The 24625-nt window shown below is 42.4% G+C and carries 25 protein-coding genes; 5 read left to right on the plus strand and 20 right to left on the minus strand.

From position 1 onward, the window contains the following. Positions 1 to 183: 183 nt before the first annotated feature. From ADA55_RS05975 to ADA55_RS05985, 3 genes are read right to left on the minus strand one after another with little or no spacing between them, the layout of a single operon-like run. A complete protein-coding gene (locus tag ADA55_RS05975) occupies positions 184 to 411 on the minus strand; it encodes a hypothetical protein (RefSeq protein ID WP_048680546.1) in 228 nt (75 codons plus the stop codon). A gap of 45 nt (positions 412 to 456) precedes the next feature. Beyond that, complete coding sequence (locus ADA55_RS05980; RefSeq protein ID WP_048680549.1) at positions 457 to 1734, minus strand: ammonium transporter; 1278 nt, start codon at positions 1732 to 1734, stop codon at positions 457 to 459. Further along, positions 1731 to 2135, minus strand: coding sequence for a hypothetical protein (locus ADA55_RS05985; protein WP_048680552.1), 405 nt, complete (start codon positions 2133 to 2135; stop codon positions 1731 to 1733). Before ADA55_RS05985 ends, ADA55_RS05980 begins: the two co-directional genes overlap by 4 nt. Positions 2136 to 2408: 273 nt before the next feature. Between ADA55_RS05985 and ADA55_RS05990 the strand changes: the two genes are divergently transcribed. The 4 genes from ADA55_RS05990 to ADA55_RS06005 all read left to right on the plus strand — a co-directional run bounded on the left by ADA55_RS05990 (position 2409) and on the right by ADA55_RS06005 (position 5449). Next, positions 2409 to 2612: a DUF1657 domain-containing protein gene (locus tag ADA55_RS05990; RefSeq protein ID WP_048680555.1), complete on the plus strand. Its 204-nt coding sequence runs from the start codon at positions 2409 to 2411 to the stop codon at positions 2610 to 2612. Between the two features lie 530 nt (positions 2613 to 3142). Beyond that, positions 3143 to 4156 (plus strand): stage V sporulation protein AD, encoded by a 1014-nt coding sequence (gene spoVAD, locus ADA55_RS05995; protein WP_048680558.1) that lies wholly within the window; start codon positions 3143 to 3145, stop codon positions 4154 to 4156. Between the two features lie 194 nt (positions 4157 to 4350). Further along, the gene (locus tag ADA55_RS06000; protein WP_048680561.1) at positions 4351 to 4557 is read left to right on the plus strand and encodes a DUF1657 domain-containing protein; all 207 of its coding nucleotides are present in this window, start codon (positions 4351 to 4353) and stop codon (positions 4555 to 4557) included. A gap of 31 nt (positions 4558 to 4588) precedes the next feature. Further along, positions 4589 to 5449: a DUF421 domain-containing protein gene (locus ADA55_RS06005; protein WP_048680564.1), complete on the plus strand. Its 861-nt coding sequence runs from the start codon at positions 4589 to 4591 to the stop codon at positions 5447 to 5449. 8 nt (positions 5450 to 5457) lie between these two features. Here ADA55_RS06005 and ADA55_RS06010 read toward each other — a convergent pair whose 3' ends face one another. After that, a complete protein-coding gene (locus tag ADA55_RS06010; RefSeq protein ID WP_309247786.1) occupies positions 5458 to 6006 on the minus strand; it encodes a YitT family protein in 549 nt (182 codons plus the stop codon). 448 nt (positions 6007 to 6454) lie between these two features. Then, positions 6455 to 7825 carry a 23S rRNA (uracil(1939)-C(5))-methyltransferase RlmD gene (rlmD, locus tag ADA55_RS06015; RefSeq protein WP_048680641.1) on the minus strand — a complete coding sequence of 457 codons (1371 nt, stop codon included), beginning with the start codon at positions 7823 to 7825 and terminating at the stop codon, positions 6455 to 6457. Between the two features lie 189 nt (positions 7826 to 8014). Here rlmD and ADA55_RS06020 point away from each other — a divergent pair, with 189 nt between their 5' ends. Further along, the gene (locus tag ADA55_RS06020; RefSeq protein WP_034306063.1) at positions 8015 to 8233 is read left to right on the plus strand and encodes a hypothetical protein; all 219 of its coding nucleotides are present in this window, start codon (positions 8015 to 8017) and stop codon (positions 8231 to 8233) included. Between the two features lie 44 nt (positions 8234 to 8277). On the opposite strand, the gene ADA55_RS06025 is transcribed toward ADA55_RS06020, so the two are convergent. From ADA55_RS06025 to ADA55_RS06095, 15 genes are all read right to left on the minus strand, one after another. Beyond that, on the minus strand, positions 8278 to 8853 hold the full coding sequence (locus ADA55_RS06025; protein WP_048680570.1) for a GNAT family N-acetyltransferase: 576 nt from the start codon (positions 8851 to 8853) through the stop codon (positions 8278 to 8280). A gap of 61 nt (positions 8854 to 8914) precedes the next feature. After that, complete coding sequence (locus ADA55_RS06030; protein WP_034306067.1) at positions 8915 to 9829, minus strand: diacylglycerol kinase; 915 nt, start codon at positions 9827 to 9829, stop codon at positions 8915 to 8917. A 180-nt stretch (positions 9830 to 10009) separates the two neighbouring features. Beyond that, complete coding sequence (locus ADA55_RS06035; protein WP_048680574.1) at positions 10010 to 10936, minus strand: LiaF transmembrane domain-containing protein; 927 nt, start codon at positions 10934 to 10936, stop codon at positions 10010 to 10012. Continuing rightward, positions 10933 to 12003 carry a multi-TM2 domain-containing protein gene (locus ADA55_RS06040; protein ID WP_048680576.1) on the minus strand — a complete coding sequence of 357 codons (1071 nt, stop codon included), beginning with the start codon at positions 12001 to 12003 and terminating at the stop codon, positions 10933 to 10935. The genes ADA55_RS06035 and ADA55_RS06040 overlap by 4 nt, the downstream gene beginning before the upstream one ends. Continuing rightward, the gene (locus ADA55_RS06045; RefSeq protein ID WP_048680580.1) at positions 11996 to 12463 is read right to left on the minus strand and encodes a hypothetical protein; all 468 of its coding nucleotides are present in this window, start codon (positions 12461 to 12463) and stop codon (positions 11996 to 11998) included. Before ADA55_RS06045 ends, ADA55_RS06040 begins: the two co-directional genes overlap by 8 nt. Beyond that, on the minus strand, positions 12460 to 13002 hold the full coding sequence (locus tag ADA55_RS06050) for an RNA polymerase sigma factor (RefSeq protein WP_034306075.1): 543 nt from the start codon (positions 13000 to 13002) through the stop codon (positions 12460 to 12462). Before ADA55_RS06050 ends, ADA55_RS06045 begins: the two co-directional genes overlap by 4 nt. Positions 13003 to 13165: 163 nt before the next feature. Continuing rightward, on the minus strand, positions 13166 to 14593 hold the full coding sequence (gene gatB, locus ADA55_RS06055; RefSeq protein WP_048680586.1) for an Asp-tRNA(Asn)/Glu-tRNA(Gln) amidotransferase subunit GatB: 1428 nt from the start codon (positions 14591 to 14593) through the stop codon (positions 13166 to 13168). A 12-nt stretch (positions 14594 to 14605) separates the two neighbouring features. Then, positions 14606 to 16066 (minus strand): Asp-tRNA(Asn)/Glu-tRNA(Gln) amidotransferase subunit GatA, encoded by a 1461-nt coding sequence (gene gatA / locus ADA55_RS06060; RefSeq protein ID WP_034306080.1) that lies wholly within the window; start codon positions 16064 to 16066, stop codon positions 14606 to 14608. A 12-nt stretch (positions 16067 to 16078) separates the two neighbouring features. After that, positions 16079 to 16369: an Asp-tRNA(Asn)/Glu-tRNA(Gln) amidotransferase subunit GatC gene (gatC, locus tag ADA55_RS06065; protein ID WP_034306082.1), complete on the minus strand. Its 291-nt coding sequence runs from the start codon at positions 16367 to 16369 to the stop codon at positions 16079 to 16081. A 372-nt stretch (positions 16370 to 16741) separates the two neighbouring features. Beyond that, positions 16742 to 17911, minus strand: coding sequence for a CamS family sex pheromone protein (locus ADA55_RS06070; RefSeq protein WP_048680589.1), 1170 nt, complete (start codon positions 17909 to 17911; stop codon positions 16742 to 16744). An 11-nt stretch (positions 17912 to 17922) separates the two neighbouring features. Continuing rightward, positions 17923 to 19929, minus strand: coding sequence for an NAD-dependent DNA ligase LigA (ligA, locus tag ADA55_RS06075; protein ID WP_048680592.1), 2007 nt, complete (start codon positions 19927 to 19929; stop codon positions 17923 to 17925). 104 nt (positions 19930 to 20033) lie between these two features. Beyond that, entirely contained in the window at positions 20034 to 22280 is a 2247-nt protein-coding gene (gene pcrA, locus ADA55_RS06080; protein WP_048680596.1) for a DNA helicase PcrA, read from the minus strand. 61 nt (positions 22281 to 22341) lie between these two features. Next, positions 22342 to 23025 (minus strand): heptaprenylglyceryl phosphate synthase, encoded by a 684-nt coding sequence (locus ADA55_RS06085; RefSeq protein ID WP_034306092.1) that lies wholly within the window; start codon positions 23023 to 23025, stop codon positions 22342 to 22344. 220 nt (positions 23026 to 23245) lie between these two features. Then, a complete protein-coding gene (locus tag ADA55_RS06090) occupies positions 23246 to 23560 on the minus strand; it encodes a YerC/YecD family TrpR-related protein (RefSeq protein WP_034306094.1) in 315 nt (104 codons plus the stop codon). A 26-nt stretch (positions 23561 to 23586) separates the two neighbouring features. Further along, positions 23587 to 24624 (minus strand): DUF3048 domain-containing protein, encoded by a 1038-nt coding sequence (locus ADA55_RS06095; RefSeq protein WP_048680599.1) that lies wholly within the window; start codon positions 24622 to 24624, stop codon positions 23587 to 23589. Between the last annotated feature and the right edge of the window lies 1 nt (position 24625).

Below are 24625 nucleotides of genomic sequence, written 5' to 3' on the forward strand. Positions count from 1 at the left end.
GGCGGTGAGCCTCCTCGGCGTAAACGCCTGTGGGGTCTCACCTGTCCCGCCGCTCCCGCAGGAGTCTCGCACTTCCGCCCCAATCAACCTTAGATCGTTTCGTTTTAAAAACAACAATCTTTACGAAAAGAGCCAAGAAAATAAAAGAGCGGGAGTCATATTTACACTCCTGCTCTTTCTAATTTACAACATAATCCGTTTCAACTTTTCGTTTCTAGATTCCTGTTCCTCCTGGGTAGACAAGTCATATTTCTTCAATAGATGAAAAAGTTCATTCAATGTTTCCTGCGAATTCCCTTTTTCAAGATATCGATCTAATGTTTGACTCAATTGTGTTGGTAAAAATGCCTTTTGGCTTTCAAATTTTAGCCTGACATCTTGTTGCGAATGATTAAGATTGCATACACCCATTTAAAAATTCACCTCTTACTTGATTTTACCATTGTATTATAGAGATTACCTTGTCAATTCTTCATCCTGCTTATAGTAATCCTCTACCTTGATGAACTCCGGCGAGGTATGTGTGGCCATGATGCCATGATAACTGATATCCAACCCAAGTTCTTCTTCTTCTTCAGTCGATCTTATAGGCAGCCAAACATTTATAACTTTAAAAACAAGCCAAGTCACTGAAAAGCCCCAGATGCATAACACCACTAATCCTAATATTTGAACTCCGAGCAAATGCCATCCCCCGCCGGCCAACAGTCCGTTTTCAGTGGAGAAAAGCCCTACCGCTATCGTACCCCACATTCCTGATGCCGCATGAACAGGAAAGGCACCGACCGGATCATCGATTTTCCGGGCTTCCAACCAATTTGTCGCAGCTAACATCAACATTCCAGAAACTGCTCCAATCAGCAACGCCGCCAGATCACTAACGAATGCACATCCAGATGTAATCCCGACAAGACCAGCAAGTGAGCCATTGATGACGGAAGGTGCATCCGAGCGTCCATATCTAAACAGTGTATAAAGCAGGGTTACCGCTCCCCCTGATGCAGCTGAGAGCATCGTGACAATGGCAATATGTCCAATGCGGACATCTGTAGCTTGCAAGGTGCTTCCTGCATTAAATCCAAACCAGCCAAACCATAAAAGGAATGCCCCAACAGATGCCAATGGGAGATTACTCGGCAGCGAAATGGAGCTGGTCCCCCTTGAAGTGAATTTACCTGCTCTCGGCCCGATTACAATGGCAGCCGCAAGTGCTGAAAAACCGCCTAGTGCATGAATGACAGCAGACCCTGCGAAGTCCTGCATGCCCAACCTGCTTAACCAGCCGCCACCCCATACCCAGTGACCGGCAATTGGATAGATGAATGCTGTCATCATTACGACAAAAATAAGATACGCCCGAAAATTGATCCTTTCCGCAACGGCTCCCGAAACGATGGAAATGACGGCGATGACGAATGCCCCTTGAAATAACCAATATGCGTCCATGGAAATCGTAAGGTCGATGTGCGACAAATCACCTTTCAGCAGAAAGCCACTTGCCCCGATGATTCCAAATACATCCATTCCATACATTAAGCCAAAACCAACGACGAAATAGCAAAGCGTTCCGATCGTAATATCGGCAAAAACCTTCATGATGATGTTCACATTATTTTTCGTACGGACGAACCCTGCCTCCAATAAGGCAAACCCGCCCTCCATCAATAGTATCATGGCTGCTGTCAGAACCACCCAAATCGTATCCAAGCCAGCGTTTAACGTTTCTAGAGTCATCTCGGCGTTCCCTCCGATTTCTGCCAGGCCATTATTTCTTTAATGATGTCTGATGGTAAATTCATTTCCCTTTTTTCCGTTTCAGCCTCAAGTACACCGATCACCTCATTTATAAAAGCGACCCGCTGTTTTATTTTCTCGATTTGTTTATATCTATCTTTCACATTCACCAAATGTTCAACCGCCTGGTGATGACTTGGGGCACGCCCTGTAAAAAAACGTTTAAATGGTGATAGGGATTGATACCAAGCTTCCTCAGCTCTACGTTTTTGCTCATATTTATGAATTTTACCTTTGATCGATTCAATTTCCGACTCCTGTTTGCTTTTGTGGAATAGCAGTCCTTTTATCACTTCTTCAGATGAAATTTCAATAGCAACCCTACTATATAAATCGTCCATAATATAAATGTCATGTCACCTCACGTAATCACGTTATGTTTTCTACAATTATATTTAAAATTCTGAATTCGGTCAATGATTAAACAATAAAAACGATTCGTACAACGAAAAAGGAGGATTAATACAATGAATTCTGCCTGTTTCCATTCCATTAATCAAACGTTTGATTAATAAGCTAGTCACTTGATTTCACTCATAGATATATTTGGAAGGTATAGATAATCATTTTTTCCCCACTCTAAGAAGGCAGTTAAAAAATTAGGGGGTTCATATATGACAGTTATAAATGATGTCAAAACAACTATAGCAGGGTTAAAAAGCGCTCAAGCGAGCTTTGAAACCTTCGCCCTTTCTACAGATAATGAGCAAGCCAAACAATTGTATCAACAAGCTGCCCAACAAACACAATCGATTGTCGACAGCATCGCTCCTCGCATTGAAGAGATTCAAAACGAGGAGCCTCAATATAAACAATGATCATTCATATAAAAAAGGTTGGTTAAAGCAACCAGCCTTTTTTATCTTTCCATAACCAAGAATGAAATTTTCATTCCTTTTTCTATATCAAAATATAATGTAGAACAGAATCTTTAAGCCAATCTCAAACTACCAAAGGGTTACATACCTGCCTTGAACTGATTCAGTACGGGTCACGGAAGAAAAAGCTGTAATTCTTAAATCGACTGCCACTTAAAAATCATCATAGAAGCTCGTTTTGAGGATTACGATTGTCCTGGACCTCAGAAATACTTTTAATGCCGAATGAAGTGATACGAGGATGCTAAATGATAAAAAGTAAAAGCTGACTGCTTTATCACCGGATTTTGTTTGACCGAATTGGCCGCTTTGTTACTTTCAGGTTGCGGTGATACCGCAGCCATTGAACACCGGGCCAAAGGTTTCCTTTTAGGTAATGGCTGTACTATATTCAAATTGGCTGAAGGATTTTTATGTTATTCCTTTGTTTTATCTTACTGACAATACTCATACAATGGGGTGGTTTAATAATGCTTACGGGGCATCGCACATGGGTGTTTGATCAAAAGCCTGTCATCGTCTCCACAGGAACCGTTGGCGGTCCATTTGAAGCAGACGGTTTGCTTGCGGATGATTTCGATCTTCTCCATTCCGATTTATGGATCAATCAAGATACCTATGAAAAAGCACATAAAGTTTTATTGGAAGAAGCGAGTACAAAAGCAATCGAGAAGGCGGGTCTTCAAAAGGAACAGATACAATTTTTCCTTGGAGGCGACCTGATCAATCAAATAACCCCTACCAGTTTTGCCTGTCGAACACTTGGAACACCTTATCTCGGCTTATTTGGTGCCTGCTCCACCTCCATGGAGGGACTGGCTCTTGGCGCCTACCTTGTCAATACCAAAGGAGCAGAGTACTTATTGACAGGAGCATCAAGTCATAACGCCGCAGTAGAAAAGCAATTTCGCTACCCAACTGAATACGGAGGGCAAAAACCTCCAACAGCCCAATGGACCGTTACGGGTGCTGGCGTGGCTTTATTAAGCAGTGCCGGGAAAGGCCCAAGGGTCACTTCAGCAACGATAGGCCGTGTCATCGACATGGGATTGACCGATCCTTTCAATATGGGCGGTGCCATGGCTCCGGCCGCTGTAGATACGATTGAAGCACATCTTAGAGAAAGAAACCTCGACCCATCCTATTATGATTTGATAGTGACCGGGGATTTAGGAAAGATCGGACATGAAGTTTCTCTGGCATTATTTAAAAAACATGGCACGCCGATTAAAGAAGAGCAATATAAAGATTGCGGTTTAATGATATACAGGGATGGTCAGCCGGTCCTGGCCGGGGCAAGCGGCCCTGGATGTTCCGCAACCGTCGTTTATGGTCATTTATTGAATCGCATGAAAAAAGGAGAAATAAAACGATTGCTCGTCGTGGCCACCGGTGCCTTGCTATCTCCTCTATCCTTTCAACAAAGCGAGACGATCCCATGCATCGCCCATGCCGTATCGATTGAATATGACGGAGAAGCATAAAACTAAGGTTTGATGTTTGACTGCTCATTTCTTGGCTGCGGAGGTTGTTTCCGTAGCCCTAGCGGATGTGAAAAAGCATCGATTGATCGGGTTGTTGCCGCTGGCATGTTTGAAGCAACCAGTGCCTGGATAACAGCCGCTCATGGTTCCGAGTCATTATTACAGAAGACCTAAAAAGATAAGGAGGATGCTGCATGACGATAGCTTCCAATGTCAAACAATGTGTCTCTAGCTTAAAAGGAGTTGAAGCGGGCTTATCCAGCTTAGCACTCCGGACTCAAGATGATGAATCTAAACGGATTTTGCATGAAACGATGCTGGTGGTGAATGAAGTTAGGAAGGATGTACAAACGCGCGTGGGCGAGTTAGAACGGGAAGAACCACAATATAAAGGTTTTTAATAACCATGATCAAGCAGGAGGTGTTTTGGTAATGCCGGATTGGATAGAAATTCTTTTACGCTCATTTTTCTTTTTAATTGTTCTTTTTTTGATCACTAAAGTGTTAGGAAAAAAACAATTGTCCCAGCTTTCCTTTTTTGAATATGTAACGGGCATAACCATTGGTAATGTTGGGGCAGAATTAGCTACAAAAGTGGAGGGCAATATTATACATGGCGTACTGTCCATTCTCGTTTTTGCCATAGCACCCTTCATTGCAGGATTAATATCCTTGAAAAGTAAAACTTTTCGTGATCTTATTGAAGGAAAAGCATCGGTATTCATCAAAGATGGGAAAGTCATGGAAGATAATTTAAAAAAAGAGAAATATACCATCGATGAATTGCTGGGGTTGCTCCGAAAAAAGGATGTCTTCGATATTTCTGAAGTTGAGTTTGCCTTATTGGAAGCCAATGGGGATTTTTCCGTAATGTTAAAGAAGCAAAATCAACCTGTAACACCTAAGGACCTTAACCTGCCAGTGGCTGCAGTAAAGGAGCCACAAACCATCATCATGGACGGCCTAATACTTGATGAACCACTTTCCACGATAGGTCTGAACCGACATTGGCTTCATACTGAACTGGATAAGTTGGGGGTAATCCTCGAAAATGTTTTTCTTGGTCAAGCCAATTCTAACGGAGAATTAACTGTGGATCTTTTTGATGATAAACTTAAAGTTCCTTCTCCTCAGGAAAAACCTCTTATGCTCGCGACCTTGAAAAAGTGCCAAGCGGACTTGGAGTTGTTTGCACTTGGAACTGAATCAAAAGAAGCTAAAGAGATGTTTAGCAAAAATAGCGAAAAGCTGCAAAAGGCAATAGATAACGTAGCCCATATCTTAAGGAACTGATTATATATTCATTCCCTCACTTTCATAAGCGATGTGACAAGTCCAATGATGACGATCGTCACACATGAAAAAAGAAAAATTTCGATACCTAAGGTGAATGCTGCAGCTGAAATGATTAGTGTATCTATGACGATAATCGCCAAAGCGATATCCATGGAGGTGGATTTAGAGATGATTTTGGCTAGCATATCCGTTCCCCCGCTGCTTGTCTCATATCGAAGCATGAGTCCTATGCCCATTCCTATGATGACACCGCCAATCAAAGAGCTTGTCAGTATTGAAATGGAAAAAACCTTTTTCAATGGATTAAGCCAGTCCATAAAAAGGGATGTCAAAAGCAATCCGTGAACGCTGCTATAGAAAAAAGGGCGTTCATAATACCAGGCATATAAAAATATAGGAATGCTAAGGACCAACATGGATAGTCCCGTTTGAAAACCAAAGAAATAATGAAGGATGAGTGCAATCCCAATTACGCCGCCATCTATTAAATGATGAGGAACCAAAAATCCATTAATTCCAATGCCCACCAAAAAGCTACCAACAATAACAGCCACCGCTTTTTGAAAATTAATAAAATCACCTTGCCTCCCAATCCATATGTTTCTTAATATATGTCCAAGTAAGAGCGTCAAGAATAAACTTGCAAAAAAAAATCCCCCTCCCTTTTCCTCAATTTAACTACGTGAAAAAGGTCCCGGTCATTTAGACCAGGACCCAGTTTGTTGACAAAGGGGTTCGGGAACTTATCTTTCTTCAAATATTCTCCCGAAACAACCTGACCCAAAGCAACCCTGCAACTCCTTTAGGCTGGTCTCCTTTCTAACTGTTGTAACTAAGTTGATTGGAGAGACTCCTGCGGGAAAAGCGCGCCTAGTGAAACCCTTCAGGCGCATGCCGAGGGACGACCGCCCGCAGAGAGCGAGTGGTTGGATCGGAAGTCAATCCATATTGTGCAAACATAAAAAATGCGGGCCCAGTCAATTAGACCGGGCCCACATTCAATCATTTCAACTCTAATAACACTACATTTTCAACATGTGTCGTCATTGGGAACATATCGACAGGCTGGATATCAACTGCTTTATATCCGCCTTCTTCCAAGATATGAAGATCACGCGCTAGAGTACCTGGGTTGCATGATACGTATACGACTTTATTAAGCTTCATCTCGATGATCGTATTCAGAAGGGATTCTTCACAACCTTTGCGTGGCGGATCCACCACGATGACATCAGCAGTGTTGCCCTTTTGATACCATTCAGCAATAACGTTACCTGCATCGCCGACAATGAATTCTGCATTTGAGATTTCATTCAATTCAGCGTTGCGCCGTGCGTCTTCGATCGCTTCTTCGACCACTTCGACACCGATTACTTTTTTCGCTTTTTTAGCTAAAAATAAAGAGATGGTCCCAATGCCGCAATAGGCATCTATCACCGTTTCTTCACCAGTCAGCCCTGCATAGTCAAGAGCTTTATCATAAAGGACTTTCGTTTGATCTGGATTGATTTGGTAGAAGGATTTTGCCGATATCGCAAATTTCACATCACCGATCATATCATGGATCACTTCGTCGCCCCATAGCACAGTCATTTTATCGCCTAAGATAACATTCGTTTTCTTGGAATTCACGTTTTGAACGATGGATTTAACTTGTGGAAGACGTTCAACGATTTCCTTCACGATAGTTTCGATGAAAGGGATACTTTTCGTTCTAGTAACAAGAACAATCATTAATTCCCCTGTTCGCTTGCCATAACGGGCCATGATGTGCCGCAATACACCTTTATGTGCCTCTTCATTGTAAGCGGGGATACCAAGTTTACTGAAAATCTCTTTAACGACTTGAACGGCTTCATTAATCACTTCATTTTGGATAATGCTTTCTTTCGTTTCAACGATTTCATGTGTCCGCGGTTTGAAGAACCCTGCTATTAGCTTGCCATCCTTTTCACCAACAGGCACTTGCGCTTTATTGCGATAATGGGTTGGATTCTCCATCCCGATGATCGGGTGAACCTTCACATCCTCAAGTTTCCCAATGCGTGTCATCACTTCACGTACTTGCTTTTCCTTGAATTCCAACTGTCCTTCATAGCTCATATGCTGCAGCTGACAACCACCGTACTTATGGTAGTCTTCAGTCGTGACCTCAACCCGGTATGGACTGTTCTCGATAATCTCCATCAAACGTCCGAAGCCATAACCCTTATTAGCCTTCATCACTTTGATTTTTGCTTTTTCACCTGGAAGGGCGCCCTGAACAAAGATCGGGTAGCCATCGACTTTAGCGACGCCAGCTCCTTCATGTGTTAAATCTTCAAATAAAACCTCTACTATATCATTTTTAGCAACTGGTGCTGTTTTTTTCATATCATCTTCTCTTTTCTTTTTTATGCTAGCCTGTATTTTACCACAATAGAGGCCTTGCCACAAAACCACTCACCAATTTCCCCTGGTTTTCATAAAAATATAGTGGAAGGAATTACGGATTTTTCATAGTTCCATGAATAAAAGCTCAATAAAAAAAGAAAAATAAGGAAAACCAAAAGAGGTGAGGAAATGGGTTTATTTAACTCTATATCGGCCTGGAATGCTACAAGGATAGAAAAACATCGAGCGAGTATGGAGGAAAAAGGCCTCTGTCCGGATTGTTACGGACGTGGATACAGCTCCTTCGTACCTACGGAATATCATTTTTCCGATATACACGACTGTCCCGGATGTAATGGCACCGGAGCTTACGCTGATTGGGCAGCCATGAATGGGCAGCAAATGTAATCGCATACAATGCCAAACTTCAAAGAACTAAAAAGGACCCCCTGTTAAACAGGAGGTTCTTCTATTTCCTTTACCATATAGCGAAATTCATGGCCGCTAATCGAAATGGTTTTCATTTCTATATATCCTAATCTGCCATAGAGACGATTCGCCGCTTCATTTTCATTTTCAACGACTAAAGAAATTCTTGGATACCCCTTATGTTTAGCGTATTCCTCCACATATTGAATCAGTGCACTGCCAATTCCTCTTCCTTGAAAATTCGGGTCAACGGACACGGTATCCAAATAAAAGTCTCTCATTTCCGCTTCCTTATCGAGCGTAACGCTTGGGTCTTTCATTTTCATCCTTAATTGTTTCACTATCGGTTCATCCAAGCTTTCGGCATCCTTACCATGGTAAGCAATGATCAATCCAGATACTTGTCCATCATGTTCACTGACAAGCGTATTTTCATAGCTGACCCGATTCCCACTTTTCCTGAACAAATCGGCAAGAACGGAAAGTATTCTTTCTTCTTCCGTTTCACCTGTCAAAACCTCTGCAATTTCCTTAATCGCTAACCGGGTCAATATGGCTGCCTTGTCCGCATCCTCCGGTGTCGCTTTCCTGATATACATGTTGCAATTCTCCTTGCTTCATTAAACTGAAAAGGCCACCAGATTCAGTGGCCTTTTCACCCTATTTATTTGCCGGATCATCCGGCAGTAGTCCTTGCGGGATGAATACATCAAAATGGCGGTACTGATTGACGAATTCAGCTGGGGCCATCCCGCCAAATTCCCCATCCAAATTAAGCATCATATCCTTTTTGGCCTGTACTTTAATTCGATTGGCTTTTTCATAAATGACGTTTTTATCATGGATATGCTCACCGCGCATTGCCAATGTTGCGACACGGACAATATCAGCCAGGTTTGCCTTTTTTAAAATAAGCAACGTGAACATACCATCATTCAAAGAGGCGTCAGGGGCCAGTTTCTCGAAGCCGCCGACCGAATTCGTGTTAGCCACCAAGAAAAGCATGATCTCCCCTTCAAAAAGCTTTCCATCATATTCAATAGAAACTTCCGTCGGCTTAATTGAAGGAAGCATTTCAATTCCTTTAATATAGTACGCTAGCTGACCGAGCATCGTTTTCAGCTTGATCGGCACGTCGTAGGTCAATTCGGTCAATCTGCCCCCGCCAGCAATATTGATAAAATACTTATCGTTCATTTTCCCGATATCGATCGGCATCGTATGCCCGCCGGCAATAATTTCGGCTGCCCCTTCGATCGACTTCGGTAAATGCAGCGCCCGCGCGAAATCATTGGTCGTTCCCGTCGGGATGATTCCTAGTTTCGGACGTTTCTCTGCAGTGGCCAGTCCATTAACAACCTCATAAATCGTACCGTCGCCCCCTGCTGCAATAACTACCTCATAGCCGCGTTCAATCGCTATCTTTGCCGCTTTCGTCGCATCCCCAGCACCGGTCGTCGCATGTGCAGAAGCTTCATAACCAGCTTCTTCAAGCTTCGCTAGCACACCTGGCAGGCTCTTCTTAATGGCTTCCCGGCCCGAAGTCGGGTTGTAAATCAACCTTGCTCTTTTCATTTCCCATCATCCTTATACATATTGATTCCATAATTTACATCTTAATCCTTCGTTACATGAAAAGCAATATTCGAAAAAAAGAGGACCGTATTTCGGTCCATATCTTTTGCATTTTACTAGAAATCTTATCAGGGAAAATTATAATGCTTTTTACAATTTTATTCTAGTAAATGATTTCAATCAGGGATATTGAACATTCACGTTAAATGTGTCGGTAACCGTTAATGTATGTTTCCCTTTACCAGTATTGAATAGCCCATTCTTTTTTACAATACCTTCTTCATTTGTTTCTTGTTTCACTTCAGTCATCTTCCAGCCATTCTCAGGACCTTCAAGTTCCTCGGCCTCTCTGGCATCTATCTTGATATCACTATTATCCTGAAGGAATACACTTAGATTTCCGCTATCTTTCACACTCCAGTCATTCAAGAGCTTTCTAGGCTTCAAGACAAGATCGGTATTTTGACCGTCTATCTCCACTGCCAACTCAGCAGGGATTATAAGGGTGGCCTTAAGATTCATTGTACCACTGTCCAAAAGTCCATTTTGAATCGGCAAATCCTTGAAACTTATATAAAGCGTATCACCATTTCTCTCTACGAGTAAATAATCTTCCGCCTTCTTCAACAATGAATCAGCATCTTCCATTACCCGCTCACCATATGTTCCAAAAACGGAAACTTCTCCGTCATTACCACTTTCAATGGTCAATGGGTATGGGCCAGGGTCCAGGACAACTCTCTGTATGCCTTTTCCTGCCTTTTGATTGAAACCAGGCAAATTGACCGTTTTCTCTTCACTATTCACGGCAGCCCTAACTTGATCCATCAATCCGCTTGATGTAAGCAGAATTAAAACTATTCCCGTCGTTCCAAGCAATCCCACGAAAAGAATGCTAAGAATATCATACTTCACAAAAGAACTTTCTTTTCTGGAAAAATAAATATAGAAGAGAATCTCTGCACCCAAGATAATGAACAGCAACGGCCACCATGATAGCAGAATCGTTGTCAAATTCATATCCGCAATTTGAGAAACCAGTAAAACCAAACCCAAACCAACCAGTGAGATTCCCATTGAAATCGTTCCGACTCTCCATGTTCTCATTTTGTCTCCTCCTTGACGCTCCCTTTTTTACTTCCCGACAGCAATTTGATTCCTCCGCCTATTAGAAGGATGCATACAAGGCCTTTTTGAAAATAATCCCTAAACCAATATTCCAAGTTGCTTCCAATCCATTCATCTAAATGGGGAGCGATGGCCGGGACGATCATATTACTAGCCAAGAAATAGATTCCAATTCCCACCAAACCCAATCCTAACCATTTTTGATGATTGACCATTCCCGAAATGATGGGCGTATCTTCTACTGGACCCTCCTCCATTTTTGATGCTTTTTGCAATCCATCAAAAAAACTATAAAACCAGATAATCGGAATAAGGAAGAAGAAGAAACCCAACCGGAGTAAATCCAGTATGTAAATGGCGAATAAAAAGCCGGCCATCAATTGTATCCCGCGTTTTTGCAGCCCCAAATATAAGTGACCTGCACCAGGGAAAATAGCGAATAAAGTCGCGACCGCTTTACTCTTCTTCCCGGATTCCCGTCTCTCCTCGAAATCTTCCAAAACGGTCCGATCGATAAGCTCCTCACCTCTTTGCTTTTTATTCAGCTGTTGAACAGAATCAAAAAAGCTGTAAATCCAGATAACAGGCAATAGTGCCATGAATATTAACAGACCTTCCATTTGTGTCATCACACTGATGAATATCACCATGATGCCAAAGCCTAAAAAGCTGATGAGAAAAATGAGCCCACGGTTCATGAGGCCTAGCTGAAAATGCCCTAACCCAGGAACGAATGAAAGGATGATTACATAAAACCTTTCCGCTTCCGGCTGATTTGCCATTCCCTCCACATCCTCTTCACTTTTAGGATTCCTCAGTGAGGTGACCACCAAATCAAATATACTGATGAAATAAAACACCATTCCAATAACGGAAAATGCCAGAAACGCATCCGATTGACTGATTAACGAAAGAAAAAGACCTCCAAGCCCCAATCCAGCTGTGGCAAGAAAATAAAATAGCCCTTTATATTGCCTTCCTAGGTAAAAATGTCCGAAACCTGGCAGAAAGGATAATAAAAAAGCTAATACCGGACTTTTATTCATTTCTAAACCCCTCCTTATTTTTCTTTTCGATTGTATCCATCCAAGTAAATGTTTTATCAATAAGGTCCTCGGTCAAGGACTGCGTTTTCTTATCACTGCTTGATTCCACAGAATCCACGTATTCTGTCAATGATTGAAATACACCGCCTGCCATTAATAAAATCGTAAATCCGGCCGCAATCAGGTAATGTCTTGTGATTGTCCGAAGTGACTTCTCTTTTCGATGTGGCCAAGAATCATCAACAAAGCCGCCTTTCAATCGGCTAATCGAGTCCATGACCGGACCTGCAATATCAAATCCTTCAAGGTCCAGACTTGTTTCTTCTTTTTCCATCGCTTCCATATAGACGGACAAACACTTGTCACAGGAGTATAGATGATTTTCATATTCAATTTTTAAAGCCTCTGGTATTTCATCTGCCAAATATGCAACCCATTGTGCCTCTGAAACATGATTCATGAAAAATCCTCCTCTTTCCAATGTTTTCTCATCCAATTTCTTGCCCGGTATAGCTTTACTTCCACAGATTTCACTTGAATCTGCTGTTCCTCTGCAATTTGCTTGAATGTCTTTTCCTTTATGTAATAGCCATATACAACGTCCCGATATCCCTCTGGAAGGTCATTCAGCTTCCGTAATACTTGCTTTCGCCTTTCATTCCGAAAAAATACTGCCTCGACATCATCCGTTAAGCCCAAATTAACTTCCGATGAATGTTCGTCCTGTAATTCTTCCTTTTGGCGTTCCCTCTTTCTCTTTAGATCGATTGCATGATTGACGGCAATTCGGGTAATCCAAGTTTTGAAGCCTTGGTTCTTATATTGAGGAAGAGAAGTGTATATTTTGATAAAGACTTCCTGGGTAACATCTTCTGCATCCTTTTGATTCCGCAAGACGGAATAGACGGTTCTATAAATCGTCTGTTTATAAGTTTCGATCAACATTCGGAATGCATGATCATTCCCAGCCCTTACCTTCTCTACTAACTCATCGGACACTTCTCTTCCCCCTTTCCTGATAAACATTCATGTAATAGACGACACAAAAAGGAGTTACCCCTACAGATAACTCAAAATTATTTTTCCGCTTATTATTTTTCTCAGTAAACTTTTTCCTTAATCAAGAGAAAACCGTACCACTTTAAAAGTGATACGGTCAATATTAACGTTTATTGATTTCTTCCACCAAAATTTTATTAACAAGTTGTGGATTGGCTTGTCCTTTTGTCGCTTTCATAATCTGCCCGACAAGGAAGCCGATTGCCTTTTGTTTACCCGCTTTAAAATCTTCAATGGATTGCGGGTTATTATTCAATGCTTCTTCAACGGCTGTACGCAATGCGCCTTCGTCGGAAATTTGGACTAGTCCCTTCTCCTTGACGATCGTTTCAGCATCCCCGCCGTTTTCAATCAATTCTTTGAAAACCTTTTTAGCGATTTTAGACGAAATCGTGCCATCTTCAATCAGCTTGATCATTCCAGCCAATGATTCAGCAGTCAATTTGACATCATGCAGCTCTTTGCCTTCTGCATTCAAGAAAGCGGAAACCTCACCCATGATCCAGTTAGATGCCAGTTTTGCATCGGCACCTGAAGCAACTGTCGCTTCAAAGAAATCCGCACTTTCTTTCGTTACCGTTAAAACGGCTGCATCATATTCAGGTAAGCCAAATTCTTCGACATAGCGTTTTTTCCGGGCATCCGGAAGTTCCGGAATTTCGGCAGCGATACGAGCTTTCCATTCTTCATCAATATGGATCGTCAATAAGTCCGGTTCCGGGAAATAACGGTAATCATCGGAGCCTTCCTTAATTCGCATTAGTACGGTTCTGCCTGTAGCTTCGTCGAACCGGCGAGTTTCCTGTTCGATTTTGCCGCCTTCATTCAAGATTTCCGCTTGTCGGATTTCTTCATGCTCCAACCCTTTGCGAACGAAGTTGAATGAATTCAAGTTTTTCAATTCGGTTTTCGTACCGAATTCCTTTTGGCCAACAGGTTTCAAGGAAATGTTAGCATCACAACGAAGTGAGCCTTCTTCCATTTTACAATCGGAAACGCCCGTGTATTGAATGATGGATTTCAGCTTTTCCAAATAAGCATACGCTTCTTCCGGGGAAGTGATATCCGGTTCGGATACGATTTCAACAAGAGGCGTACCTTGGCGGTTATAATCGCAAAGCGAATAGTTCCCTTTATGTGTCAGCTTTCCAGCATCCTCTTCCATATGAATGCGGGTAATGCCAATTTTCTTTTTCTTGCCGCCCACTTCGATTTCAATCCAACCATGCTCACCGATCGGTTGATCGAACTGTGAAATTTGGTATGCTTTAGGATTGTCCGGGTAAAAATAGTTTTTCCGGTCGAATTTCGTAACTTCCGCCACTTCGCAATTCAGGGCAATTGCAGCCTTCATTGCAAAATCAACAGCCTTTTTATTGACGACAGGCAATACACCTGGGTAGCCTAGGTCAATTACAGTCGTGTTACTATTTGGAGCGGCACCAAAATGATTTGGGCTCGCTGAGAAAATTTTAGAATCCGTTTTTAATTCTACGTGTACTTCTAGACCAATCACCGTTTCAAAGTCCATTATTTTCACCCCTTACAGCTTAGGAAATTGTTTATGAAAATCTGTTGCTTGCTCAAATGCGTGAGCCGCGCGGTAAATCGTGCTTTCATCAAAATGCTTCCCAATCATTTGCAGTCCAAGCGGAAGACCATTCGCTGCGAATCCACATGGCACGGATATACCCGGTACGCCAGCAAGATTGACTGGAATCGTCAAGATATCATTCGCATACATCGTTAATGGATCGTCTACTTTTTCACCAATTTTAAATGCAGGCGTAGGTGTAGTCGGCCCAACGATGACATCATATTTTTCAAAGACATCTTCAAAGTCTTTTTTGATTAATGTACGTACTTTTTGAGCCTTTTTATAATAAGCATCATAATAACCGGAACTTAAGGAGAACGTTCCAAGCATGATACGGCGTTTCACTTCGTCACCGAATCCTTCTGCACGGGTTTGCTTATACATTTCTATAAGAGTTTCTGCATTATCTGTCCGATGTCCGTAACGAACACCGTCAAAACGTGAAAGGTTAGCCGAGGCTTCCGATGAAGATAGAAGATAATAGGCAGCTAAAGCATATTTGGAATGCGGCAAGGAAACCTCTTCCCATTGAGCTCCAAGACCCTCTAGTACTTTTAACGCTTCAAGTACGGAATTACGTGCTTCTTCACCAACGCCTTCGCCAAGATATTCTTTAGGCACGGCTATTTTCAATCCTCTAACATCGCCTGTTAATGAATTCACAAAATTCGGCACGTCAACATTAGCAGAGGTCGAATCCATTGGATCTACTCCTGAGATTGCTTCAAGCAGATAAGCGTTATCTTCAACAGTTCTTGTAACCGGTCCGATTTGGTCCAATGAAGACGCAAATGCTACAAGGCCGAATCGGGAAACCCGTCCATATGTAGGTTTTAAGCCGACAACTCCACAATATGCCGCTGGTTGGCGGATCGATCCACCCGTATCGGAACCTAAAGAGAATAGGACTTCACCGGAAGCGACAGATGCAGCCGAACCACCCGAAGAACCGCCTGGCACATATTCCGTATTCCAAGGGTTGCGTGTTGCTTGAAATGCTGAGTTCTCATTGGAAGACCCCATCGCAAACTCATCCATATTCAATTTCCCGATCGTAACCGTTTCTGCCTTCTGTAGCTTTTGAACAACGGTTGCATCATAGATTGGATCAAAGTTCTCCAAAATTTTGCTCGCGCAAGTCGTACGCAAATTTTTAGTGACAATATTATCCTTCACTCCGATTGGCATACCAAATAAAGCGCCTTCGTTCTCGCCTTTTACCAATTGATCATCCAATCGTTTTGCTTGATTGCGGGCGTTTTCTTCATCAAGTGTCAAAAATGCCTTCACCTTGTCCTCTACCTGTCCGATTCGCTTGTACGATTCGTCAACAAGATCAGTGACACTTATCTCTTTCTTATGTAAGCGTTCATGAAGCTCAGAAACCTTTTGTTCGAACAACGACATCATTGTCCCTCCTTATTCAATTATTGATGGTACACGGATATATCCTTCTTTGCTATCCGGTGCATTTTTAACTACTTCTTCTACTGGCAATCCCGGTTTTGCGACATCTTCGCGCATAACATTCTTCATATCCAAAACGTGAGAAGTCGGGTTTACTTGATCCGTATCAAGCTCATTCAACTGCTCCGCGAATGAAATCATTTGGTCAAGCTGATGCTGAAACTGTTTTGCTTCTTCCTCCGTAATGGCCAAACGGGCCAAATGGGCAACGTGTTTAACTTGTTCCATAGAAATACGTGACATTCTCTTCACCTCCGAAAAAATATCCAAATCGACTGAATTTCGTCGCTTTTCTCCATATAATCATCGTTTAAATCATATCAAACTATTGCACAGTAAAGCAACAAGAGATACAATGTCGAAATTCAATTATTTCTTAAGGAAAAAGAGATATTTTCCGGGAAATATGGGAAAGTTGCCGGAATTTCCGGGGAAATGACAATAAGACTATTAAAATTCGACAAATGTTGCCTTTTTTAAAGAACTTGTTCCCTAAGATGGAAGGGTTTACTTTCTATTATATATCTTTGTTCATTGTTAAAGGTTATTTTGACATTCACAAGAAATAGATTCCAGTCGAAAAAAAGGATGAAGCCGCTAAGCTTCATCCTTTTTTCATTCGTATATATGAACGGTTGGTTCGTCCTGATTCGCTTCACGGACTATGAGCGCTTCAGGTCCATTTACAGACGTAATGGATACCTGTACGGCAATATAGTTCGGGAAACGTTCCATTATGAGCCCAGCAACATATTGGGTAAAGCCTATCGCTTCCGAGTTCCCATAAAATTGAATGGGGATATCGATGTTCAGGCTTTGCAATTGATCATCCATATAGAACGCCCTGCCGATGACTCCATTAAAGTTAGGGAAGTATTCTTCGACATCTTCTTTAAAGTTCGTGAAAGTATTGACGTCATCACGGTATTTCTTTTCAGCAGCAGCAGAAGGAAATAGGAAATACTCTTCGTCCAAGTTCGTCCATTTTCCAATATTGTTCGAGTTTTTATCAATATTTGTATAGGAAATGAAATTCCCAGGGACTACTGAAGATTTTTCATTTTGCTCGAATAAGGCAATCGTAATCGGAACATTTTTCAGCTTGTCCATTTTACGCAGCCTTTTTAAAACTTCCGCAGCAATTTTTTCCCCTTCTTGCTTTAGCTTTTTACTATCGATTTTATTTTCATAGGTGGCACCGAATGCCTCTTTTTGATAGTAATGCACTGAATTCAACGCAAGACCGATTACAACTCCGCCAAGGCTCACTGAATTATCTTTTGTTTTTACCAAGTAATTATGTTCTAAAATATGGGCAAGATAGATCGGATTTTCTTCATTCCGCTTATCAATGTCCCCTTTGCCTGGATCAACCGGATTCAAGCCAAGGTTCTGTGAGGCCTTCATCTTCTTTTCTTTCAACTGACTATCGGTATATTTTCTGTTCAGCCAGGAAGAGATGGTGGAGCTATCCAGCATTTGCCCCTCTTGAAACAGGTAATCTTCCGGGTCGAATTGGGTTTGGGCCAACCGCATCAATCCATTTTCGAATTCTTCAATGTCATATCTGGTATTTAGATTGGATACGACCAAACCGCGTGCCTTTGAAGGTTCAAACGGTAGGATTGTTTGATAATATTCTTCCGAAATTTTATACTTCGGAATAATTGCCGTTTCTTTTTTGTCTTTGGAGTCTTGAACTACCTCTTGCTTATCCTCGAAACTAGGCGCACATCCAGCAAGAAGCAGTATAAGAATCATCCCCAAAATGGAGTGTTTCCTCATAGCTACACCTCTTATTTATTTAGTTCCTCAATCAGTCTCTCTTCATCCCATACCATGACGCCTAGGCTTTCGGCTTTTTCCAGTTTGGAACCGGCATCTTCACCAGCTACGACCAAATCGGTTTTCTTGCTTACACTTCCAGCAACGTTAGCTCCTAGCGCCTCTAATTTCTCTTTAGCTTCGTTACGTGTTAACTGATGCAGTTTCCCCGTTAAAACGACTGTTTTACCGGCAAAAATGGAGTCGATATCTTCTATAGCAACAGCTCTTTGCCCTTTGAAAGTAAGATTCACACCGGCTGCATCCAACTCATTCAATAAAGCATGGACTTCTTCCAATTCAAAATAAGCTACGATGGAATCAGCCATCTTATCGCCTATTTCATTGATGGCCGTTAGTTCTTCACGGCTCGCCTTGCTTAAGGCTTCCATCGTCCCGAATTCCCTCGCAAGCGTCTTGGCAGCTTTTGAACCAACATGGCGAATGCCCAGCCCGAATAGTAATTTTTCCAACGAGTTGGCTTTCGAAGCTTCAATCGCTTGAAGAAGTTTAGTGACGGATTTATCCCCCATCCTTTCCAAAGCAATCAGTTGATCGTATGTAAGCTTATAAATATCAGCCACATCTTGTATGAGTTCTTCTTTAAATAACAAGCTAATCACTTTTTCACCAAGACTGTCTATATTCATAGCTGTACGGGAAACAAAGTGAATCAGGCCTTCCCGTATTTGTGCAGGACACTTCGGGTTGATGCAGCGTAAAGCCACCTCCCCGTCCAGCCGGACAAGTTCACTGCTGCACTCGGGGCACTCAGTCGGCATCTGAAACTCGACTTCTTCCCCTGTACGGCGCTCTGCCAGTACATTGACTACCTCAGGAATGATATCACCCGCTTTTTTCACAACCACTTGATCTCCGATTCTGATGTCCTTTTCACGGATTAAGTCTTCATTGTGAAGTGAAGCTCGCTGCACAGTCGTACCTGCTACCCGGACGGGATCCAAAACGGCAGTCGGGGTCAATACACCCGTACGGCCCACATTCAGCTCGATATCCCTTAGGGTTGTAATGACTTCTTCAGCTGGGAATTTATAAGCAATGGCCCATCGCGGACTTTTTGCAGTAAAACCTAATTCATCCTGCTGTTCAAGGGAATCCACCTTTACGACAATTCCATCAATATCATAGGCTAAGTTTGGACGTTGTTCCGTCCATTCTACTATATAGGCCAGTACTTCCTCTATATTCGAGCATGTTTTTCTTTCCCGATTCGTCTTAAACCCGAGTCGATCCAATAAATCCAGACCCTCGCTATGGGAACGGACCCCCGTTTCCCCCAAATCGGCAATCGCATAAAGGAAAATATCCAAGTTCCGTTTCGCAGCAAGTTTCGGATCAAGCTGCCTTAACGAGCCGGCAGCGGCATTTCGCGGGTTTGCAAATGGTTCCTCATCGCGTTCTTCCTTAGCCTTGTTTAATGATTCGAATGATTTTTTTGGCATGAAGGCCTCACCGCGCACTTCTATGGCGACCGGCTCCCGTAACTTCAATGGGATCGACTTGATCGTTTTCAAATTAGCGGTAATATCTTCACCGATCGTTCCGTCTCCACGGGTTGCCCCTCTTACGAAATATCCATTCTCATATTGAAGTGTGACGGCAAGTCCGTCAATTTTCAATTCACATACATAGGAAAAATTGTCACCTACAGATTGTCTGACCTTTCTGTCGAAATCCCGCAAGTCACTTTCGTTGAAGGCATTGCCTAAACTAAGCATCGGAGTGGTATGCTCCACCTTTTCAAACATATCCAAAATGGCGCCACCGACCCGTTGTGTCGGTGAGTCCTCCGTTTGCAGTTCCGGAAATTTCTCCTCATACCCAATAAGTTCACGTAGCAGCCGATCATATTCAGCATCAGGTACTGATGGCTGGTCCATCACATAATATTCATAGCTGTATTGGTTCAATAACGTTTGCAGTTCCAGAACTTTCTTCTCTGCAGCTTGTAAGTCCATACGTTCAATCCTTTCTAAAGAAGACTCCACCGCACTTCTGTATAGAAGAGCGGTGTCTAAAGTAAGATATCCCTATTCTTTACCAGCAGGAGCATATTAATAGCTTATGCTTTTTCAACTGGTGCAAATTTCGCCAATAGGCGTTTGATGCCGATTGGACTTGGAAAGGCAATATCCAATTCCTTTCCTTCGCCTTCCCCTTTTACGCTTACCACGGTTCCTATACCCCATTTTTTATGGGAGGCACGGTCACCGACAGCCCAGCCGATTTCTTCACCGCCCGTTGCGGATGGTGCAGAAACAGCTTTTCCAAAGGCAGGCACTTTTCTTGTTGAAGCCGTTGAAGGAGACCCGGTTCTCGAAGAGCTGAAAGGCGTTTGCCTAGCTCTAGGAGCAGGTTTCGGTTTTAGGTCTTCTAGAAGTTCCTCTGGTATTTCACTGATGAAACGTGAAACGGGATTCATGCTCGTCCGTCCATACAATGTCCGCATTTGGGCATTGCTTATGAATAGTTCATTTTCGGCCCTTGTAATTCCCACATAAGCCAGACGGCGTTCTTCTTCCATCTCCTCTTCATCCATAAGCGAGCGGCTGTGAGGGAAAACCCCTTCTTCAAGGCCCAATAGAAAGACTACCGGATATTCAAGTCCCTTCGCTGAATGCAATGTCATCAACGTTACCGTATTTGTATTTTCTTCGGTATTCTCGTCAAGTTGGTCTATATCAGCAACCAACGCCAGGTCAGTCAAAAAGCCCACCAATGATTTGTCCTCGCTGTTATCTTCGAATGCTTTCGTAACAGATAAAAACTCATCTATATTTTCAAGCCGGCTTTGTGATTCAATCGTTTTTTCTGCCTGCAGCATCTCACGGTAACCAGTTTTCTCGATGACTTCCTCCACAAGTTCCGTCACGGATAAGTACTCCTGCTGATTTGTATAATTAGTGATCAGCGTATGGAATTCCCTTGCCGCTTTGGTGGCCTTCCCGCTTATCCCTGCCATTTCCACAGACTCCAGTGCTTTATATATGGAAACATCATATTGATCTGCATAATCTGCCACTTTGTCCATCGAAGTTGCACCAATTCCGCGTTTTGGCACATTGATTACACGGCGAAGGCTGATGTCATCATCAGGGTTCGCAATAAGTCGAAGATAGGCAAGTAAATCCTTAATCTCTTTACGGTCATAGAACTTAGTGCCCCCGACTATTGCATAATTAATATTGGATTTAAGCAGAACTTCCTCCATGACACGTGATTGTGCATTCGTTCTGTAAAGTATTGCTATATCTGAATACTTCCTGCTGCCGTCCTGAACTAACTCATTTATCTTTCCGGCTACGAATTGCGCTTCCCCTTGTTCATTGTCCGCACGGTAATAGAATATCTTATTGCCATCTGCATTCTCGGTCCAAAGATTTTTCGGCTTACGGTTTTGATTGTTATCGATGACCTTATTCGCTGCTGCAAGGATTTTTTTCGTCGAGCGGTAATTCTGTTCAAGGAAAATCATGTTGGCATTCGGATAATCTTTTTCAAATGAAAGGATATTCGCAATATCCGCACCGCGCCAACGATAAATCGACTGATCGGAATCCCCGACAACACAGAGATTACGGAAGCGTGAAGCCAATAATTTAACAAGCATATATTGAGCCCTGTTCGTATCTTGGTACTCATCAACATGAATGTATTGAAATTTACGCTGATAATATTCAAGCACCTCAGGTACGAGCTGGAATAATTGAATCGTCATCATGATCAAATCATCGAAATCGAGCGCTGAATTTTTGCGCAGCCGTTTTTGATATTCCGTATAAACATCGGCCGTTACTTTAGTGAAGTAATCAGACGCCGTCTTCAGGTACTCTTCCGGCCCGACCAATTCATTTTTCGCTGAACTGATGCTGCCCAAAATGGCACGATAATCATATTTCTTTGTATCCATATTACGGTCTTTCATGATTTGTTTTATGACCGATTGCTGATCCGTCGTATCCAATATCGAGAAGTTCCTATTAAATCCGATACGGTCGATATCTCTTCGTAGAATGCGGACACACATCGAGTGGAAAGTCGAAATCCAGATATCTTCGGATGCACCGCCAAGTATGGCACGGATCCTCTCCTTCATCTCACGTGCAGCTTTGTTGGTGAACGTGATTGCAAGGATGTTCCAAGGCGCTATTTCCTTCTCGACCATCAAATAAGCTATTCGGTGAGTCAGCACACGCGTCTTTCCACTTCCTGCCCCAGCCATGATTAAAAGTGGACCATCTGTTGCTTTCACTGCTTTTTGTTGCTGTTCATTCAAACCAATTAATAATTTTTCCGCTAAATATTGCATTATCACACCACCTATACGAACATTCGTTTCTGTTTTAGTATACTATATTTCTTACATGTTTTCATTTAACTGCCGTAACTGTTGCCAGGGCCACTTTCAAATCTTCATAAATCACATTGCCGACAACGATGACATCCGCAATCTTGGACATCTCTTTGGCTTGTTCAACCGATTTTATCCCACCGCCATAGAATAGTATGGTATCTTCCAAACTCTCTTTGGCCGCTTCCACCATCTGGACATCGCCATAATCACCGCTGTATTCCAAATAAAAGATCGGCAGGTTGAACATCTTTTCCGCCATCATCGCGTATGCACCCACATCATCCATATCCAAATCAGTATTGGCTTTCGTCAATTGGGCCGCCTTGCACTCAGGGTTCAGGATACAGTACCCTTCAACGAAAATTTCATCCCAATTCAAAAGGTATCCGTATTCCTTGACTGCTTGCTGATGCAATTTCATCATCCAATCCGGGTTGGTGCTATTCAGGACACTCGGAATGAAATATAAATCAAACCCTGGCGTCACCGTTTCAACTGAAGAAATTTCCATCACACACGGGACCGTATATCGCCTGACACGTGCCATTAAATGAAGCACATTCTCAAGCGTGATACCATCCGTTCCCCCGACCATGATTGCATCAGTACCGGATTCACAGACTTTCTCAAGGGCCTCATCACTTATTTCTTTATTTGGATCGAGTTTGAAAACATGTTTCCACTCGCGAAAATCGTACATTATAATCCTCCATTCACACTTCCCATTACACCATTATAGCATTAAGATTTTTCATTAAAAAAGAGAAGTATCGATAAAATGTTATTACCAAATGGAACCTTTTAATCTAAAATCCAATATAACATGGATACGGCTGAAAGACAGCCGGCAATGAGCGTGCTGGACACAAAATAAAAAGCCGGGAAATGAATTCCCCAGCTTTTTATTATAATCGAAAGAATTATGATTCAGTTGTTTCCTCTACGTTATCCTTAATACGGTTCAGAGCCATGGAATAAGCATCATTTCCGTAGTTCAAGCAGCGTTTGACCCTGGAAATCGTAGCCGTGCTTGCACCTGTTTCCGTTTCGATTTTATGATAGGTTTTTCCTTCTTCAAGCATGCGGGCTACTTCAAGACGCTGTGCCAATGATGAAATTTCATTAACTGTGCATAGATCATCAAAAAATCGATAGCATTCGTCCAAATCACGCAAGGAAAGGATCGACTTGAACAGCTGATCCGTTTCTTTTCCTCTTAACTTATCAATTTGCATGTTACTCCCCCTCAATTTCATGGGTATCAAAATGAGACGTCTCCTACTAAACCAGGTTCATCCGGAATAATATTGATCCAAGTTTTCCCTGGAATCAACCCTACCTCTTTATCGTTTTTCACTGGTGTAATACGACCATCCTTATTCACCCATTCTACTTCATTCGCTTTTCCTTTTTGAAGTAAATAACCATTTCCGCCACTTTTCAAGTCGATTTTTCGACGCCCTTTGTCGTCGATCACTTGATGAGCAGCCTCAATGATCAATATATTATCCAGTAAAATAGGTTTATTCGATTTATGCTCGACTGTTTGCTCTCCATTCGAAAAACGTTTATATTTCTCTTCCGTGGCCTCGTATTCATACTGTACATCATACTCGTCTGATCCGTAGGAAACCTCGGTTTTCAATGCCGGTTCCCCTTGAAGTCCAGCTGCCTCTTCCTTTGTAAGGAAAGCATAAGGCTCCGGTGCACCATTCAACTCATAACCCTTTTCCTTTGCACCTTTTTCGATATCCTCAAAGGAGGTGTAGGAATTATGCGGTGCTTTTCGATCTGCCGAACGTTGAAACAAAGTACCATCATAATATAATCCGTTCAAGTTATCAATATACCCTCTGTCCAGCATGGTCTTTGCCTCGGGGCTATACCCATGACAGACATAGATGCAATCAAGGCCTTTAGCCAATTCGATATAATAGTCCCTTGCACTCCGAATCGGACCGATTTGACTAGGCATTTCACTTTGGAAGATAGCTAAAAATCTGGTTATGTCACCTTCTGCGAGCATTTCGTAAACCATATCGGCTTCTGAGAGACCCGATTGCGGGCGTGCTTCCGGATGATTATTAATCATCACTGCTGCAGCCCTTCGCTCACTGCCTGCTTCGGTGGCCATACCTGTAAGTGGAAACTCATTGGAAGGTTCATTTTTCACATCTGTATTTTTGATGACAGCTTGGTCTTTCGGCTTACTGTCATCCGATGCAGGATCCTCTTTCGTCGAACAGCCTGCCAGCAGTAAAATAGCAATAACGATGAAAAGAACTCTCTTAAAATTCATC

Origin of the sequence: Bacillus sp. 220_BSPC (genome assembly GCF_001054655.1) — a bacterium.
GTDB classification, from domain to species: Bacteria; Bacillota; Bacilli; order Bacillales; family DSM-1321; genus Peribacillus; species Peribacillus frigoritolerans.